Source organism: Paraburkholderia sp. RAU6.4a (assembly GCF_050435625.1).
GTDB classification, from domain to species: domain Bacteria; phylum Pseudomonadota; class Gammaproteobacteria; order Burkholderiales; family Burkholderiaceae; genus Paraburkholderia; species Paraburkholderia tuberum.
In genome coordinates this window covers 3,887,766-3,904,364 of the sequence record NZ_JBNDKQ010000002.1, presented here as the reverse complement: position 1 = coordinate 3,904,364, position 16,599 = coordinate 3,887,766, and the positions used below count along the sequence as shown (strand labels likewise).

The 16,599-nt window shown below is 65.8% G+C and carries 12 protein-coding genes; 6 read left to right on the top strand and 6 right to left on the bottom strand.

The genetic code is table 11. The features are described from left to right. Positions 1-86: 86 nt before the first annotated feature. Entirely contained in the window at positions 87-1,010 is a 924-nt protein-coding gene (locus OKW40_RS22880) for a LysR family transcriptional regulator (RefSeq protein ID WP_090803954.1), read from the bottom strand. Positions 1,011-1,167: 157 nt separating this feature from the next. Here OKW40_RS22880 and OKW40_RS22875 point away from each other — a divergent pair, with 157 nt between their 5' ends. Further along, positions 1,168-2,082 (top strand): NAD-dependent epimerase/dehydratase family protein, encoded by a 915-nt coding sequence (locus OKW40_RS22875; RefSeq protein ID WP_429491633.1) that lies wholly within the window; start codon positions 1,168-1,170, stop codon positions 2,080-2,082. 130 nt (positions 2,083-2,212) lie between these two features. Further along, positions 2,213-2,395, top strand: a complete 183-nt coding sequence (locus OKW40_RS22870; protein WP_018418561.1) for a hypothetical protein — start codon at positions 2,213-2,215, stop codon at positions 2,393-2,395. 108 nt (positions 2,396-2,503) lie between these two features. Here OKW40_RS22870 and OKW40_RS22865 read toward each other — a convergent pair whose 3' ends face one another. Both OKW40_RS22865 and OKW40_RS22860 read right to left on the bottom strand, forming a co-directional pair. After that, positions 2,504-3,250 carry a DUF899 domain-containing protein gene (locus OKW40_RS22865; RefSeq protein ID WP_184062095.1) on the bottom strand — a complete coding sequence of 249 codons (747 nt, stop codon included), beginning with the start codon at positions 3,248-3,250 and terminating at the stop codon, positions 2,504-2,506. An 89-nt stretch (positions 3,251-3,339) separates the two neighbouring features. Further along, positions 3,340-4,734: an NCS2 family permease gene (locus OKW40_RS22860; RefSeq protein WP_429492029.1), complete on the bottom strand. Its 1,395-nt coding sequence runs from the start codon at positions 4,732-4,734 to the stop codon at positions 3,340-3,342. A 1-nt stretch (position 4,735) separates the two neighbouring features. Between OKW40_RS22860 and OKW40_RS22855 the strand changes: the two genes are divergently transcribed. The 3 genes from OKW40_RS22855 (at position 4,736) to OKW40_RS22845 (ending at position 7,498) form a co-directional block, all read left to right on the top strand. After that, a complete protein-coding gene (locus OKW40_RS22855) occupies positions 4,736-5,104 on the top strand; it encodes a hypothetical protein (RefSeq protein ID WP_429491631.1) in 369 nt (122 codons plus the stop codon). 73 nt (positions 5,105-5,177) lie between these two features. After that, on the top strand, positions 5,178-6,254 hold the full coding sequence (locus OKW40_RS22850; RefSeq protein ID WP_429491629.1) for a PRC-barrel domain-containing protein: 1,077 nt from the start codon (positions 5,178-5,180) through the stop codon (positions 6,252-6,254). Next, the gene (locus OKW40_RS22845; protein ID WP_184062097.1) at positions 6,251-7,498 is read left to right on the top strand and encodes an MFS transporter; all 1,248 of its coding nucleotides are present in this window, start codon (positions 6,251-6,253) and stop codon (positions 7,496-7,498) included. The genes OKW40_RS22850 and OKW40_RS22845 overlap by 4 nt, the downstream gene beginning before the upstream one ends. 105 nt (positions 7,499-7,603) lie before the next feature. Here the strand turns inward: OKW40_RS22845 and OKW40_RS22840 are convergent, their stop codons facing one another. Together OKW40_RS22840 and OKW40_RS22835 are read right to left on the bottom strand one after the other, a co-directional pair. Beyond that, positions 7,604-8,743 carry a Gfo/Idh/MocA family protein gene (locus tag OKW40_RS22840; RefSeq protein WP_429491627.1) on the bottom strand — a complete coding sequence of 380 codons (1,140 nt, stop codon included), beginning with the start codon at positions 8,741-8,743 and terminating at the stop codon, positions 7,604-7,606. Positions 8,744-8,746: 3 nt separating this feature from the next. Beyond that, entirely contained in the window at positions 8,747-9,514 is a 768-nt protein-coding gene (locus tag OKW40_RS22835) for a sugar phosphate isomerase/epimerase family protein (RefSeq protein WP_429491625.1), read from the bottom strand. Between the two features lie 331 nt (positions 9,515-9,845). Here OKW40_RS22835 and OKW40_RS22830 point away from each other — a divergent pair, with 331 nt between their 5' ends. Next, positions 9,846-10,838, top strand: coding sequence for a LacI family DNA-binding transcriptional regulator (locus OKW40_RS22830; RefSeq protein WP_429491623.1), 993 nt, complete (start codon positions 9,846-9,848; stop codon positions 10,836-10,838). Between the two features lie 521 nt (positions 10,839-11,359). Here OKW40_RS22830 and OKW40_RS22825 read toward each other — a convergent pair. Beyond that, the gene (locus tag OKW40_RS22825; RefSeq protein WP_429491621.1) at positions 11,360-16,177 is read right to left on the bottom strand and encodes an autotransporter outer membrane beta-barrel domain-containing protein; all 4,818 of its coding nucleotides are present in this window, start codon (positions 16,175-16,177) and stop codon (positions 11,360-11,362) included. Positions 16,178-16,599 lie beyond the last annotated feature (422 nt).

Here is a 16,599-nt window from a genome sequence, read left to right as displayed (position 1 = left end):
AATTGGCGCGCTTTCGCTGGCGGGAAGCCGGACACGCCGGCTCCGCCGATATCTGGGTTATAGGACAGAAGGCTCTGCGACGCGGATCAGAGCTTGACCCGCGCCGCGATGAAATCCAGAAAGCACTGCACGCGCCCCGCGAGCGATGCGCTCTGGTAGTACACCGCATGCACCGGCTGCCGTTCATCGACGAGCAGGTTGCCGAGAATCGGCACGAGGCGGTTTTCGCGCACGTCGCCGGCGGTCATGAAGTCGGCCAGACAGGCGACGCCCCAGCCGGACAGCGCCAGTTGCCGCAAGGTTTCGCCGCTCGACGCGGTGATCGACGGTTCGATCTTCAGCAGCGCGGCTTCGTCGCGCTGCCCCTTGGCGCGCTTCGTTCCCCTGCCCCCTTCCCGCAACGGCCAGCGATTCAAATGCTCCGGCGCCGTAAAGCCGATCAGCCGATGCGCGTGCAGCGCGTCGAGCGTGGTCGGCTCGCCGTGCTCGGCCAGATACGCCGGGCTCGCGAGCACGCGCAGCCTGCTCTCGCCGAGCGCGCGCGCATGCAGCGTCGAATCCTGCAGCGCGCCGATGCGAATCGCGATGTCGACCTTCTGTTCGAGCAGATCGACGATCCGCTCGTTGCTGGTCAATTCGAGCCGGATCTCCGGATACAGCGCCGAAAACGCGGTCATATGCGGCGCCACGCAATGCAGCATGAACGGCGACGCCGCATCGACGCGCAAGCGCCCCGACGGCCGTTGCCGCCCGCGCGCGACCGACTCCTCGGCCTCTTCGAGCGCGTCGAGGATCGCGCGGGCGCGCCGCAGGAACGCGTCGCCTTCCTCGGTCAGATGCAGACGCCGCGTCGTGCGCCGCACGAGCGCGGTGTCGAGCTTCTGCTCGAGACGCGTGAGCGCGCGGCTCACGCCGGAGACGGTCTGCCCCAGCTTCTCGGCCGCCGCGGTAATCGAGCCGCTGTCGATCACGGTGACGAACACCAGCAATTCGTCGGTGGAGGTTTTCATTGTTGATTTCAGATCAAGATTGATTTGAGACTAACACGCTTTTTGCGAGAATCCGCGCGAGCGATACTGCGTGCCTGTCGATCGGAGTTGGCGCTTTAGCGCTTACTCCGATCCCATGCAAGAGATTGCGGTCTTGGCATTTCCTCAGGAGAACGTCTTGAAGATTTTCGTTACTGGCGCAAGCGGTTTTATCGGCGGCTCGATCGCGGCGCATCTGGCGCGCGCCGGCCATCAGGTGCGCGGGCTGATTCGCAAACCCGAACACAGCGGCGAGTTGCAGCGGCTCGGCATCGAGCCCGTGCTCGGCACGCTCGACGACCGCGCGTTGCTGATCGCCGAAGCGCAAGCGGCCGACGCGGTGATCAACGCCGCGAGCAGCGATCACGAAGGCGCGGTACGCGCGCTGATCGACGGACTCGCCGGTTCGGGCAAGGTGTTCCTGCACACCAGCGGGTCGAGCATCGTCGGCGATGCGTCGGGCGGCGAAGCGGGTGAAGCACGCATCTATCACGAAGACGCGCTGCCCACCCCGACCGCCGACAAGGCCGCGCGCGTCGCGATCGATCAACTGGTGCTCGGCGCCGCGCAACGCAACGTGCGCTCGGCCGTGCTGTGCAACACGCTGATTTACGGTCACGGCGCGGTGGCCGGCAGCGCGAGCGTGCAGTTGCCGCGACTCGTGCGCCAGGCGCAGAAAAGCGGCGTCGTGCGTCATGTGGGCAGCGGCGGCAACGTCTGGTCGAACGTGCATATCGACGACGTCGCCGAGCTGTATCGCCTCGCACTCGATAAAACCCCTGCCGGCACGTTCTATTTCGTCGAAAGCGGCGAAGCGTCGTTCCGCGACATGAGCGCCGCGATCGCACGCGCGATGAAGCTCGGCGCGCCGCAGGACTGGCCGCTCGAAGACGCGAAACAGGAATGGGGCTACGAAATGGCCTCGTACGGTCTTGGCTCGAACAGCCGCGTGCGCGGCGAACGCGCGCGCAAACTGCTCGGCTGGCAACCGCGGCGCAGGTCGGTGATCGAATGGATCGAACGCGACATGACGGGGCCGCAAAGCACCGTTTGACGCGGCTTTGCGCGCCGCGCGACGTAAGCTATGTAAGCGCGGTCGTTGCGAATCCGTAAGCTCCTTTCGATAAAATCGCGGGCACCTGACGGTGCGATTCCACCGTCGCGCACACGCCCCGATTCGACCGATGAGCTTCGCGCTGAACTTCGACTGGCTGACTAACCTGATGGCGATTCTGTTCGTCGTCGCGTGTCTGTACGACACGCGTTACGACGAATACGGCGTGCTGACGCTCGCGGCCGCGGCGATGAGCCTCATCGTGATGGCGATGGAAATGTTCCTCAGACCCGCCTTCGAGATGGCGCTGTAGCGAGCTGATGCAGCGCTCGTGCAGCACAGAGGCGCCGCGCCAGCTAGCGCGGCGCGCGCCCCTCGCCCCCTTCGTCGACCCGCTTCACCGCTTCACCACTTCACCGCTTCACACCGTGTACGATCCGCACGCCGGGCAAGCCGCGCGCGCGTGGTCGTCGTAGCGATCGTGATGTCTGACCCAGTCGGTCAGATTACTGTTCTCGTTGCGGCCTTTCGGCGCGATGTCCAGAAGCGCGTAGATGTTCACGAAGCGCTCGTCGCCGCGTGCGTAGCATGAGTACGTGTGATACACGTCGCCGTTTGCGTCCTTGTAGAACACGCTGTGGCCGTGCTGTTCGTCGATGCCGACGTCCTGCTCGGTGAAGTTGTAGAACGCCTTTTTACTCGCCAGCTGCTCCGGCGTGAACGACACGTGGTAGTCGAAATTGAAATCGCTGCCGCTCGACGACACCCACGGAAAGGTCCACCCCATGCGCCGTTTGAACGCGTCGATCTTCTCGAGCGGCGCGTGCGATACCGTCACATAGCTGACGTCGTGATGGACCAGATGCGTGAGAATGCCGCTCATATGGTCCGACAGAAACGAGCAGCCGACGCACCCCTCTTCCCAGTCCGGGCCCAGCATGAAGTGATAAACGATCAGCTGGCTGCGGCCGTCGAACAGCTCCGCGAGCGTCTTGCGGCCTTCCGGCGTATCGAACGTATAAACCTTGTCGACCTTGACCCACGGCAATTCGCGGCGCTTGCGCGCGAGTTCGTCGCCGGCGCGCATATGCGCTTTTTCGTCGGCGAGCAGCGCGCGGCTCGCGGCAAGCCACTCTTCCTGGCTGCCGATGCGATGTTGCGGTTCCATCTGCGTCTCCTTTCCTGCGGATGCAGGGCTTGACCTCAAGATTAAGGTTTAGAGACGCTGACGCGAAAGTCAAGGAGCCGCAACGAAACTCAGATCGCCCAGCCGCCGACATAAAACCCGACCAGCACGACTGCGATCGCCACGGTCCCGACATTGAGCTTGCGATACTCGCCGCTGACGACGCGTCCGATCACGAGCGTCGCGAAGCCGAGCATGATGCCGGTCACGATGTTCGCGGTCAGCACGATGAACACCGCGCACACGAGCCCCGCCATCGCGTCGACCATGTCGTCCATATGCAGCTTGCTGACGTTCGACAGCATCAGCAGCCCCACGTACATCAGCGCGGGCGCGGTCGCATACGAAGGCACCAGCGCGGCGAGCGGCGAGAAGAACATCACGACGAGAAACAGCAGACCGACGACCGCCGCCGCCATCCCCGTCTTCGCGCCCGCCGCGACGCCGACCGTCGACTCGATATACGCGGCCGCCGGCGCGCCGCCGAGCAGGCCCGAGAAGATCGAGCTCAGCGAATCGGCGGTCAGCGCGCGGCCGCCGTTGATGATGCGGCCGTTTTCGTCGAGCTGCCCCGCCTGGCCCGCGACCGCGCGGATCGTGCCGGTCGCGTCGAACACGGCGGTCATCACGAGCGCGAGCACGCTCGGCAGCACGGCCATCGACAGCGCGCCCTTCACGTCCATCGCGCCGATCAGCGACGCATGACCCGGCGCGCTCAACGACGGCACCGCGAAGAAGCCGTGAAACGCCACGGCCGGATCGATCGCGAGCCCGATCGCCGAGATCGCGACGATCACGATCAGGATCGAGCCCGGCACGCGCCGCCGCACGAGCCCGACGATCGCGGCGAGTCCGGCGACCGACATCAGCGCCGGCAACGCCGCAATATTGCCGAGCGACACCGGCAGCCCCGCGCCCGGATTCTTGACCACGAGCCCGACGTCGTTCGCGGCGATCAGCAGCAGGAACAGGCCGATGCCGATCCCGGTGCCGTGCGCGATGCCGACAGGCAGGTTGCGCAAAATCCACGAGCGCACGCCGGTCACCGAAATCGTCGTGAACACGACGCCCATCAGGAACACCGCGCCGAGCGCAACGGTTGGATGCAGGCCCTTGCCGAGCACGAGGCCGAACGCGGTGAACGCGGTCAGCGAGATCGCGCAGCCGATCGCGATCGGCAGACGCGCCCACACGCCCATCAGCAGCGAGCCGAACGCCGTGGTCAGACACACGGCGACGAACACCGCGCTGGTATCGAAGCCTGCCTTGCCGAACATGCCGGGCACGACGAACACGGAGTAGACCATCGCGAGGAAGGTCGTGATGCCCGCGACGATCTCCTGGCGCTGCGTGCTGCCGCGCGCGGAAATGTCGAAGTAGCGGTCGAGAAAGCCCTTACCGCGGAATGATTCGGTGTCGAAGGATTCGCTCGCGACGTCGGAATTCGCGAGGGCCTGGGGTTCCATCATGATGAGTGCCTCCTTTATCAGCGCGCTGAAACGGCCGCTAAAGCGGCCGTCATCAGGTTCGTCTCGTGGATTGGTCGGTGTGGATAACGCTTTTCTGAGTCGAAATGTAGGTGAAGCGAACTATGTGTCCAATCGCATGAATGGCATGCCGGACATGTCGCGCGACTTATATCTTTTGCGCGACGGTCGCTCGCGCGAGCGCTGCGCGCGTATACACCTACGGCATACGGGCAGCCGCGAAACGCCCGAACCCGCCCCGGCGATCGCGTTCCAGGCACGCGGCGTGCAGCGCCATACCGCCAGCGCATCGGCGAAACCGCCTGTAACGCAACCGGCGAAAGGCTGCCCGCGCGGCAGCGCAGGTTAAACTCTGGGCCGTACCCCGTCCAACCGCGGCGGCTCATCGCGCCCGTCCGCACCTGCCCGTGGAGTTTTTCCTGATGACTGGCGGTTTTCCGCGCCCCGCCGGGCGCCTGCCGATTGTCCCGTTTGGACCGCTTGGATCGCTTCGCCCGCTCGATTCGCCTGATTCGCCTGATTCGCTCGATGTGCTTCGACTGTTGCGCTGGCTGTGCACCGTGGCCGCGCTGTTCGCGTTCGCCGCGCTGTCCGGCTGCAGCAGCCTGCTGTGGGGTACGCAGCAGGCGCCGATCGTCGATGCGACGGTTATGCCGGTCGAGCCGGCAAGCGCGCCGCTCGCCGCGTCCGCGCCCGAGCCGGTCGAGAGCGAGGCGAACGAGGGGCCCGAGGAGCCGAAGAAACCGAAGAAGCCGGTCGTGAAGCCGCACAAGGTCGAACCGCCGCCGCCCGTTGTCGTGCCGGCTCCGCCGCCGCCCCCGCCGCCGCCGCCGCTGATCGTGCTGCGCACGATCGAGCGCAGCGACGCGCGCGCGCTGCTCGACAGCCAGGTGCAGAAGCCCGACGGCAAGGTGGTCGGCCGCGCGGTCGACATGATCGCCGACGCAGCCGGCAAGCCGCGCGAGATGGTCGTCAATCTGCAGGGCTTCCTCGGCGTCGGCGACCGCAAGGTGAACTTCCCGTGGGGCGCGTTCCACTTCACGCCGACCGCGAAGGGGGCGCCGATCACGCTGAACCCGACGGCCGTGCCGAGCACCGCGAACAAATCGAACCCGCTGGAACTGCCGCTGCTCGATGCGACCGTCGAGCGCGCGAACGGCGCCAAGGTGGGCCGTGTGGTCGACGTGCTGATCGACGGCAACGCGCAGCCGCAGGCGATCGTCCTCGACGTCGGCGGCATGGTCAGCCCCGACCGGCGCACGATCGCCGCGAACTGGTCGGCGCTGCGCTTCGTCACGCGCGACAAGGAACTGCATCCGCAGATCGATCTGAGCGACGCGCAGATCAACGCGACGCCGCTCTACGCGAGCGACAAGCCGATTCGCGCGGTGTCGCCGGCGCCGCCCGCGCAGCCTGCCGCCAGCGCCGCGCCGGCGGCCTCGGCGCCGCCGGCCGCGTCGTCGGCCGTCGCGGTTTCCAACGCACGGGCGGTCCGATGACGGTCCGTACTATGGTCACGGCGCGAAGTCTGCGCGCGCTCGATTGGCTCAACTTCTTCGTCGCCAACGTGCAGACGGGCTTCGGGCCGTTCATCGCGTCCTACCTCGCATCGCACAAGTGGACCCAGGGCGAGATCGGCATGGTGCTGTCGGTCGGCACGATCAGCGCGATGGTCAGCCAGGTGCCCGGCGGCGCCGCGGTCGACGCGTTGCGCAACAAGAAAGCGGCGGCCGCGTGGGCGATCGGCGCGATCATCCTCAGCGCGATGCTGCTCGCGATCAGCCCGACCGTGCTGCCGGTGATCGCCGCCGAGGTGTTCCACGGCTTCGCGAGCTGCATGCTGACGCCGGCGCTCGCGGCGATCTCGTTCGCGCTGGTGGGTCGCGCGAATCTCGGCGACCGGCTCGGCCGCAATGCGCGCTGGGCGTCGATCGGCAGCGCGGTCGCGGCCGGTCTGATGGGACTGTTCGGCGAGTACTACTCGCCGCGCGCGGTGTTCGTCCTGACCGCGGGCCTCGCGGTTCCCGCGCTGATCGCGCTCGCGATGATCCAGCGCACCGACACGATCGAGCTGCCGCAAGCGGCGCCCACCCCCGAGCAGCTCGAGCGGCGCGAAAGCCTGCGCGAGCTGCTGCGCGACAAGCGCATGCTGCTGTTCGCCGCGTGCATCGTGCTGTTCCATCTGTCGAACGCGGCGATGCTGAACCTGGCCGCCGGCGAAGTGACGGCCGGCATGGGAGACAACGTGCAGCTCGTGATCGCGGCATGCATCATCGTGCCGCAGGCGATCGTCGCGATGATGTCGCCGTGGGTCGGGCGCTCGGCCGAACGCTGGGGCCGCCGGCCGATTCTGCTGCTCGGCTTCTCCGCGTTGCCGATCCGCGCGCTGCTGTTCGCGGGCATCAGCAGCCCCTATCTGCTCGTGCCGGTGCAGATGCTCGACGGCTTGAGCGCCGCGGTGTTCGGCGTGATGCTGCCGCTGATCGCCGCCGACGTCGCCGGCGACAAGGGCCGCTACAACCTGTGTATCGGCCTGTTCGGGCTCGCGGCCGGCATCGGCGCGACGTTGAGCACGACGGCGGCGGGCTTCGTCGCCGATCGTTTCGGCAACACGGTGAGCTTCTTCTGCCTCGCGGCGGCCGGTGCGCTCGCGGTGCTGCTGGTGTGGGCGGCGATGCCCGAGACGCGCGACGCGGCGACGGCCAGCAACGGCGACGGCGCGGCTGTGCCCGGTCGTGGGTAGTCGGCGGCGAGGTGAGTCGCGCGAGCTGTATGAGCCGAGGCGTGATCTGATGGTCGCAGTCGGATCACGTCGCAACCGGCTTGATCACTCCGGCAGTCAGGTGAGTCAGTCGGCGAGAAGCACCTCTTCGCCTCGACCCAATGGCACGACGACGGGTCGCTGCACGACGGTCTCGATATCGATGTGCCGCCCCTCGCGCGACGAGCGTTCGAAGGCATCCAGCACCTCCAGCACGTGTAACGCCAGTTCGCCGCTCGCGCGATGCGGCCGACCTCGACGCAACGCCATGGCCATGTCCAGCACGCCCACAGCGCGGTAATTGGCCACCCGCGCACCACTCCTCAACGTGAAGTTGTCGACGCCAAAAGCATGGACCTGTGTGTCGAGCGGCTTAAAGCCGCTATCACGTTCAGCCACGCGCGGACTCCCGCCAAAGAAATTGGGATCGACGCCCAACAGGCTACCTTCCGTGCCATAGATCTCGATAGGCGCACGCTGATGGGCCCACACGTCCCAGGAGGCGCTCATCACCACGTTGGCCCCACCCTCAAAATGCAGGATACCGTTGACCGTGGTGGGCACCTCGACCTCGATGACCTGGCCCCTCAGCGGCTCACTGGAGACGATGCGCTGGGAAAAACCGATGGTGGCGCAAGCAGACACGCGTGCCACCGGCCCAAGCAGGTTGACCAACTGCGTCACGTAATACGGGCCCATGTCGTGAATCGGGCCGCCGCCAGGCTTGAAAAAAAACTCAGGATTGGGATGCCAGGACTCCATGCCGCGGGACAACACGGCCACGGCCCCGCCAATGGCACGCCCAATGCGGCCCGCATCGAGCGCCGCGCGGCACGCCTGATGGGCCGCGCCGAAGAAGGTGTCCGGCGCGCAGCCCACGCGTAATCCCGAAGCCCCGGCTCGCGCCAGCATCGCGCGTGCGGACGCGAACTCGGTACCCAGGGGCTTTTCGAGGTAGACGTGCTTGCCCGCCTCCAGAATCTGCAGGCTTACCGGCACATGCGCGTGCGGCACCGTAAGGTTGATGACGATTTCGATGTCGGGGTCGGCCAGCAGCGCATCCACCGTCATCGCGGCAACGCCGTGCTGCGTGGCCTTGGCCCGGGCGGCCTCCGGACGCAAGTCGGCGCAGGCCTTGATGCGGACGAATTCCGAATTCGCCGCGCCGGTGAAATAGGCATCGCTGATGTTGCCGCAACCGATGATGCCGACCAAGACAGGTTTCATGGATCAGGCTCCGAGCTGGTGCAGATAGGCAAAGGCATTGCGGGCGAAGCGTTCGCCGTCGCTGGGATTGTCGTGCTCGGCGGCGAGGAAACGCGCGCCCGCTTCGCGGCAGGCGGCGGCCAGCGTGGGCCAATCCATGACGCCGTGACCGACGTCGGCCCAGCCGTCCTCGTCCAGTTTTTCACCCGCGGGCGCGAGGTCTTTCGCATGGGCCGAGACCACGCGGCCCGTATAACGACGAAGCCATGGCAGAGGATCGGCGCCGCCGCGCACGAGCCAGGCTACATCCACTTGCCAGCCGAGCGGGCTTGCCCCGGCGGACTCGAACAGCAGTTCCAGCGCCGTTGCGCCGTTCTCCTTGGCGCTGAGTTCCCAATCATGGTTGTGGTAAGCGAGGGCGATGCCCTGAGCGGCTAGCCGATGGGCGAGGCTGCCCAACTCGTTGCCGAGCGCCCGCCAGTATTCGGCGTCACTGTCGCGCTCGGCGGGCGGCACCGCGGGCATGACCAACTGGGTGATACCAAGGGTCTCGCACGCCGCGCTCACTTCGTGCAAACGCTCACGCAGCATGGCCATGCTCAGGTGGCTGGAGGAGGCGCTAAGGCCGCGCGCCTGAAGCTTGTTCCGGGTGTCGGCCGCATTTTCGAGCAAGGACCCGATCAGCTCCACCTGGCGAAATCCGGCTTGGGCGGCAATGTCGAACTGCCGGTCGAGTTCGCCCGCATTACGCAGGCTGTAAATCTGGATGGAAATGGGCAAGGCTTGATTCATGGTCGTCAATCCAAAGAGTCAAGGTGGATGCGGCACGGATGGCCTACGGAGCTGGGCGCAAGTCAAAAGGTAAGCGCTTTCCCATTTACCTGGAACAGGGGCTTTACCCTATGCAGCAGGGACCGGCACAAACAGGAGTACGCGAGAAGCTTCGGATAAGCGGATTGCATAACGCTGCGGTTTGCAGCAACACCATGGATCCCCGCAAGCCGAGTCTGAATCCCCACTCAGTTTCGAGGTTCGATGACGCATGAGGGGAAAACCTTTTCCCGTGATGCTAAAATTGTTACCTTCCTGCTGGCGACAAACGCGCCGCTGCCTGAACGAACCAATGCGAAGCAAACCCTCCATCGAAGCCGTTGCCCGCGAGGCTGACGTTTCCATTGCCACGGTGTCGCGTGTGCTCAACGGGACGAAGGCCGTGACGGCGGCCACGCGTGAGCGGGTCGAGGCAGCCGTACGGGCACTGAACTACCGGGCCAATCCGTTCGGCCGCAGCCTGAGTACCGGTCAGAGTCGCATTCTGCTGATGCTCATGCCGGATTTCGCCAACCCCTACTACGCCGAGATCGTGCGCGGGGCCGGCGCGGTCAGTCGCCAGGCCGGTTACACGCTGCTTCCGGCGGACCTGGAAGCCTGGACTGGCACGGCGGACGCCTCGCTGCCGACGCTGGCCGGCAGTCTGAGCGACGGCGTCATCAATCTCGTGCCCATGTCCGACCCGGCAGCCCGGCGCGAGGCGGCGAACGGCAAGCCATGGGTCAATTGCTCGGAATTCTTGCCCGGTAGTGACGTGCCTTATGTCAGCATCGACCACCGCCAGGCCGGTACGGATGCCGTGCAGTACCTCATCAACAAGGGCCATCGGCGCATCGGCTTCATCACCAGCGACGAGCGCTTCCTGTATGCGCGTCAGCGCCGCGAGGGCTATCACGCGGCACTACTGCGCGCCGGTCTCGCGCCTGCGCCCGAGCTTGTCTGCGTTACTGGCGACAATAGTTACGCCGCCGGAAGCCAGGCGGCGGCAAAGCTGCTGGCGGTGGTGGATCCACCGAGCGCCGTGTTCGCCGTGTCGGACACGTTGGCCATCGGCGCGATCAAGGGCTTTAGCAAAGCCGGCCGGCGGGTGCCGCACGACGTGGCGGTAATGGGCTTCGACGACGTGCCCATCGCTGGCATCTTCGAGCCGGGGCTGACGACCGTGGCCCAGCCCATGGTCGAGCTGGGCGCCACGGCGGCCGAAATGCTGCTGGCGCTGCTCGACGGCCAACGCCCAGCGTCGCGCATCCTGCAGCATCAGTTGGTGCTGCGGGAGTCGGTTTGAGCGGTCGATCGGGAGAAGTAGAGATCTGCTTCGCCCACCGAGGTGGTTTGTAGCTGGCTCAGTTTTGGTGAGGCTGCCGACGCCGATGCATGTCGGCCACCTTGCTCCCACGGCTCATGAAATCGTTCGTTGAAGCTTTCGTGGTCGCCGCGGCTGGCGCCGTCGCTGTGGCGGTTTTGCTCAGTCGAGCCAGCCGAAGACCCATCAGCAAATAGCAGGTGCGGGCGCACGCGAGCGAATGGCTGGAGATGGGCCGGCTACCACCCGATGCGCTCGGCTGTTGTCGACCCTGAACGGTCATCGGTCGGCCGATTGTGACCGTCCGTTCCACAGTCGACAGAAGACGCACGCGGCAAACCGCAGAGCCATCTCCCTGAGGAGGGCCCGCATCGAAACTGCCGGTCTTGATCGGAACCAGGATGGAAGGGAAGCACATATCGGAACCGGGGGAACGTTCACACCTTCAACGTCTGGCAGCAATGTCCGTTTGCGTCGTCAGCCGTGCACTACATCCTTGCGGCTTACCAGGTATATTTCACGCCACCGCGCGCAGCGAACTGATAATAACTTTGCGCGCCCCATTCGCCGGACACATTGGCCCAGCCCGTCCAACGCTTGCCAAGATCAACATTCAGGCCCAGCTTGAGCTCAAATCGGTTCGACGGATAGAGACTGCCAACCGCTATCTGATTGAACGAGATGCTGCTGTTGGCCGTCGTATGCCACCAGTTGACCGTTGCATAGGGCTGTATCTTCCGGCCGTCGTCGTGCTGAAACATCCGCTGGAACCGCACGCCCAGCCGCGTGACCAGTCCGTTCGAATCGGCTCCGGTCACGCGCGTGCCATTAGGTTCGCTGATGTCGCCTTCGTTGTAGCTCACGTAAATGATTTGCGCTTGCGGCTCGATCACCCAGTCGTGGGGCAAGGGAATCGCATAGCCACCTTCACCGGAAATGGCCCATCCCTGAGCGTTGTAATTCACGGCGGGCAGTTCGTTCCCTTCGACCTGGTTGCTGAACCAGCCATACTGGAACCATGTATCGACGTAGGCGCCAAGCTTGTTCCTGTCGTTCTGATACCACGTCCCATAGGCGCCGAGGCTGAAGCCTTCCACCGTGCCGTGTGCACGCGCCGGATTTCCCGCGGCTTCAGCATTACTGCTGGAATAACCGTAGGTGGCCATCAGACCCACGTGAATCCGGTCAGCGTCAGTGGCGAACTTCCATTTCGCCAGTTCGGCCCCGCCCTGAAGCTGGAAGGTGTTGCTGTCGATCTGGAAGTTGCCATCCTGGCTGTGGCTTCCCTCCCAGTTCCCGACCACCCGTACCCACGCCGATTGCGGCTTGTCCTGCTCCGGGTCGAAGCCCTGGCCTTCGACGTACTGGGGCTCGCCCAGCCGGTCATGCAGGCTGTGCACGAACATCTGGCCGGCCAGATTCTGGTTGGCCAGATAAGCGGCAACCTCCGGACGGAAAAGCGCCTGCGCCTGCGGCTGCGACGGCGCCTGCGCCTGCGGCTGCGACGGCGGCTGCGACGGCGGCTGCGGCTGTGTGGAGCCGCTCGATGCTGAAGGGGGCAGGGGCTGCTCCGAGCGCAAATACCAGTTGTCGTCGGCCGGGTCCGGACTGGAACCTCTGAATAGCCGATACTCATACGCGCCCGCCACTGCCCGTCCAACCAGCGTAAAGGCCGTGGGCGCAGTTGTGCCGCCATTGACCGCATCCACCACCAGAATGCCATTACCCGTCGTGAATGCCCCCGCACCGCCCGCATTCGTGATGTGCAGCTTTGAACTGCCGGTGGCGGCACCCCCGTCGATCACAAGCCTGTCAGATGGGGAACCATCTCCCGCCAGCACGGTATAAAGCCCGATCGTGCCGCCCTGGCCGACCCAGTTGCTGGCCGTCAGGGTTCGTCCCGCACTCAGGGGCAGCGCGGCAGGCGCGGCAAAATTGATCGCACCCACCAGATTGACGCTGTCGACCTGGGAACTGGCCGTCATGTTCCAGGTGCTGGTCGCGTCGATGCTGACGGCTGTCGGGTCAATCCAGCCAGTCAGGACCGCACCGTTTTGCAGGCTCAGGCTGGTGCCGCTGGTGCCCGTGATGTTGCTGACCAGCTGCGCACCACCCATCACGCCATCGAGCACGAGCTCACCGCCTTCCAGCAGAGTGGCGCCCGTCCAGCCAGTCTGGCCGGTCAGGCTCAGACGGCCGGCGCCGCCCTTGACGAACTCGCCGGCGCCGCTGATCGCATTGGCCAGCGTCCAGTCGGTCGTGGTGTCGACATTGAGGGTGCCGGCATTGCTGATCGCCGCCGTACCCAGGTTGCTGGCGCTCGAGACGCTCAGGCGGGTGCCCGCCGTCGTGTTCCAGTTGCCCGACAGGGTGTTGCTGCCCGTTGCCGTCACGTCGGCGCCCGTGGTCAGGTTGACCGCGCCCGTGCCGGCAATGGCGTTGCCCAGCATGCCGGTAGCGCCATTGAGCACCAATGCGCCGTTATCCATGATCGTGCCGCTGCCCAGGCCGCCCACGTTGTTCAGACTGATGGTGGCGCCGCTGGCGATAGTGGTGCTGGCGCTCAGGCCCGTGTTGGCCCCTTGCACATCCAGCGTGCCGCCGCCGAGGTTCAACTGGCCGGCACCGGTCAGCGTGCCCGCTGAGGTGCCGCCGTTGCTCACGCCCAGCGTGCCGCCATGCAGGTCCAGGGTCGAATCCGCTGCGCCATTGAGCGAACCCACCGTCTGGGTCTTGCCGTTCAGGTTGAACCCGGTGGCTCCGGCCAGGTTGAGCGCGCTCGTCTGGCCCAGGGCCTGGTCGCTGTCCGCCCGCAGCGTGCCCGAACTCACACTCGTCTGGCCGCTGTAGTCGTTGCCTGAGTTCGACAGGGACAACGACCCCATGCCTGCATCGATAGCCAGACTGCCCGTGCCCGTGATCCTGGCCGACATGTCCGCCGCAGTGCCGGTCGCTCCGCTATCCTGGGCCAGCACCAGAGTCTGGCCCGCTTGCAGTTCCAGTTGCTTGAGGCCGTAGTTCAGGTACAGGCCGTCCGCCGCCGCGCCCGTGGTCAGCCGGTAGTCGTAGCTTCCCTTGGCCACCGTGTTGCCGTTCTGGCTGATGTCGATCTGGCGCCCGGCCGTGATGGCATCGCCATTCTGGTCCACAGGAACGAGCGCTCCGGCGCTGCCGGTCACCGTGCCCGCACTGACCAGTCGTACGCCAACATTCGCGTCATCCTGCCTCAGCAGGTTGAGCGCGTTGTTCGTGTCCGGGGGGCTGGCGACATAAGGCATGGGCAGATTGATGCCCACCGCGCCGGCATGACTGACGTCCAGCGAGTCAGCCGTGATCAGGCTGGCCGCCGACGCCTGATCGGGCGCCGTGGCATTGAACTGCACCGTGCCGCCATTGATGTTCAGGCCACGAATCGCCTGATTGCCATCGCCCACCCTGGTCACGTTGCCCATGCCCACCTCCAGCGCGGCACCCGTCACGGCCGTCGTGTTAGTGCCCGACAGGGCGAAAGTGTTGTTCGTCAGTCTGAGCGTGCCGGCGAAGCTGCCGCCTGCACCGGGGCCGAACGAGAACGCCTGGTTGCCGCTGGATACGTTCAGCGTGCCGGCACCGGTCAGGGCGTTGGCGAAGCTGAAGGCGCCCGTCGTCTGCACATTGACGGTGCCGGCGACATTGACCCCGCCGGTGCCGAGGTTGGCGGTACTGGTCGTGGCCGTGTTCGACACTGCCAGGGTGCCCGTCGCGGTCACGTTCCACTGGCCCGTGTAGGCGGCGCTGGCGCCCGTGATCGTGGCCTGTGCCCCACTCACCGTGGTCGCGCCCGCGCCCGCCAGCACGTTGCCGAAGGTGCCGGCCGATGTAAAGGCCAGCTCCAGGCCGGTCGTGCCGGCCGGCCTGGTGATGCTTACTCGGCCCGTGCCGGCGCTGCTGGCGTTGGTCAGCACGATCGAGCCGTTCGTGATCGTGCTGCCGCCGCTGTAGGTGCTGGCGCCGCTCAGCGTGACACGGTTGTTGGCGATCTGCTGCACCGAGCCGGGGCCGGAAATCGCGCCGGCGATGCTGATATTGTTGTTGGTGCCGGTGTTGAAGATGACCGCGCTGCCGGCGTTGTTGATGAAGATATCGCCGGCGAACGTAGTCCCTGGCACACCGTTGCCGATCCGCAGGGTGCCCGCGTCGATGAAGGTGCCGCCGGTGTAGGTATTGGCGCCCGACAGCGCGAGGACGAGGCCGGCGTTCGTCAGGCGAAGCGAGCCGGCGCCGGAAGTCGGTCCGGCTCGGACGACGGCGCCGGACCGGTTGTAGACCAGCGTGCCGTTGTCGACGGCGGCGGCATTCGCGCCGCTGCCCAGCTGGCCTGTGGCGCCGCCATTGCCTACCTGCACGGTCGTACCGGCCGAGATCGTCGTCGCGCCCTGGTAGTTATTGTTGGCGGTCACCACCAGAGTGCCGGGGCCGCTGGCGGTGAGAGACGCGCCATCGCCAGCGCTAGCGCTTGTAATCAGGCCGCTGAAGGTGGCGGTGACACCCGCTGCCACGTCGATGCCACCGCCGCCGCCCGTACCCGGACCCAGCAAGACGTTGCGGTTCGTCGTGAAGCCAGCGCCCGTGATCGCCAGCGTGCCCCTGCTCGTAGCGTCGCCCAACTGCAGACCGTTGGCCGACGCTGTGGGCGCCGCACCCAGATTGCTGTCGTTCGCCACCCGCAGTGTGCTGCCCTGGGTGACGATGGTGCTGCGGGTGACGAGGGCGCTGGTGAAGCTGCCGCCTGTGTTGGCGTAGGTATTGACGCCGCCCAGCACCACGGTGCCGCCGCCGTTGACGATGAGGGGGTTGCCGCTGCCGGCGATGACCGGGTTGATCGTCGCTGTGCTGCCGCTGCCCACGCTGATTACCCGGCCGACTGTTGCGGACGATGCGCCGTTGTTGATCGTCCCGCCCGAGAGCGTATAGCCGCCGACACTGAAATTCAGGTTCTGCACTGTCACCGGGGCAAGCAGGTTCACGGTCCCCGCGGCACCGCCGAATGTGGCATTGCGTCCCGCCGCGTTAGTCCACGGCGCGAGCGTCACGCCGTTGTACCAGGAACTGCTGGTGAGATCCCAGTTCCCGCTCCCCCCGGAATTCGCCCCCGAGGGGGACCAGCTGAACGCCTGGGCGTGAGCCTGTCCACAGCAGGCCAGCGCGATCACCGGTGGCAGCAGGGCCGCGCCGCGGCCGGCCTTCTCCCGCGTCTTCCTGCCGCCCGCTTTTGCCAGTTCGGATACGACCACCCAGGCCTGCGTGGCAACGCTCCAGATGATCCTGTATAAGCGGTTCATTTCCCCCCCCCCCCGGCCTTGGCCAGCTTGGCCGCGAAGCGCGTGTAGCGCTGCGTAGTGGGCGGCGGCTAGCGTTGAAACTGATCCGCGAGCTGAGGATTTCTGAAGCGAATCGGCTCGAGCGACCTGTTAGCTATCTTTACCGCCCACGATTCGCGCATCAGGTGGGAGGACCAGAGCGATGGCCTGGCGATTAACGATGTATGTGCGGGCCGCAGCATTTCCTCAGCTAATCGCACTTGTTCCTGTTTTTCGAATTGCTGGTCCGCATCGGCATGCAAAGGTAGTCCGCCACCCAGATCAGGCAGCACAACGACAACTCAATATGCGCAAGGGAATGTAAGGATCACGATACGTAAACCAGCGGCAGTTGGCAAGGCGAGAGCACCATGGGGCCAACCCTCCAGCGGAATATGAGCGGA

Coding starts and splice junctions, on each gene's coding strand:
- OKW40_RS22850 (WP_429491629.1), top strand. CDS start 5,178: ATGACTGGCGGTTTTCCGCGCCCCGCCGGGCGCCTGCCGATTGTCCCG.
- OKW40_RS22830 (WP_429491623.1), top strand. CDS start 9,846: ATGCGAAGCAAACCCTCCATCGAAGCCGTTGCCCGCGAGGCTGACGTT.
- OKW40_RS22825 (WP_429491621.1), bottom strand. CDS start 16,177: ATGAACCGCTTATACAGGATCATCTGGAGCGTTGCCACGCAGGCCTGG.
- OKW40_RS22880 (WP_090803954.1), bottom strand. CDS start 1,010: ATGAAAACCTCCACCGACGAATTGCTGGTGTTCGTCACCGTGATCGAC.
- OKW40_RS22845 (WP_184062097.1), top strand. CDS start 6,251: ATGACGGTCCGTACTATGGTCACGGCGCGAAGTCTGCGCGCGCTCGAT.
- OKW40_RS22865 (WP_184062095.1), bottom strand. CDS start 3,250: ATGGAACCGCAACATCGCATCGGCAGCCAGGAAGAGTGGCTTGCCGCG.
- OKW40_RS22860 (WP_429492029.1), bottom strand. CDS start 4,734: ATGGAACCCCAGGCCCTCGCGAATTCCGACGTCGCGAGCGAATCCTTC.
- OKW40_RS22840 (WP_429491627.1), bottom strand. CDS start 8,743: ATGAAACCTGTCTTGGTCGGCATCATCGGTTGCGGCAACATCAGCGAT.
- OKW40_RS22835 (WP_429491625.1), bottom strand. CDS start 9,514: ATGAATCAAGCCTTGCCCATTTCCATCCAGATTTACAGCCTGCGTAAT.
- OKW40_RS22870 (WP_018418561.1), top strand. CDS start 2,213: ATGAGCTTCGCGCTGAACTTCGACTGGCTGACTAACCTGATGGCGATT.
- OKW40_RS22855 (WP_429491631.1), top strand. CDS start 4,736: ATGATGAGTGCCTCCTTTATCAGCGCGCTGAAACGGCCGCTAAAGCGG.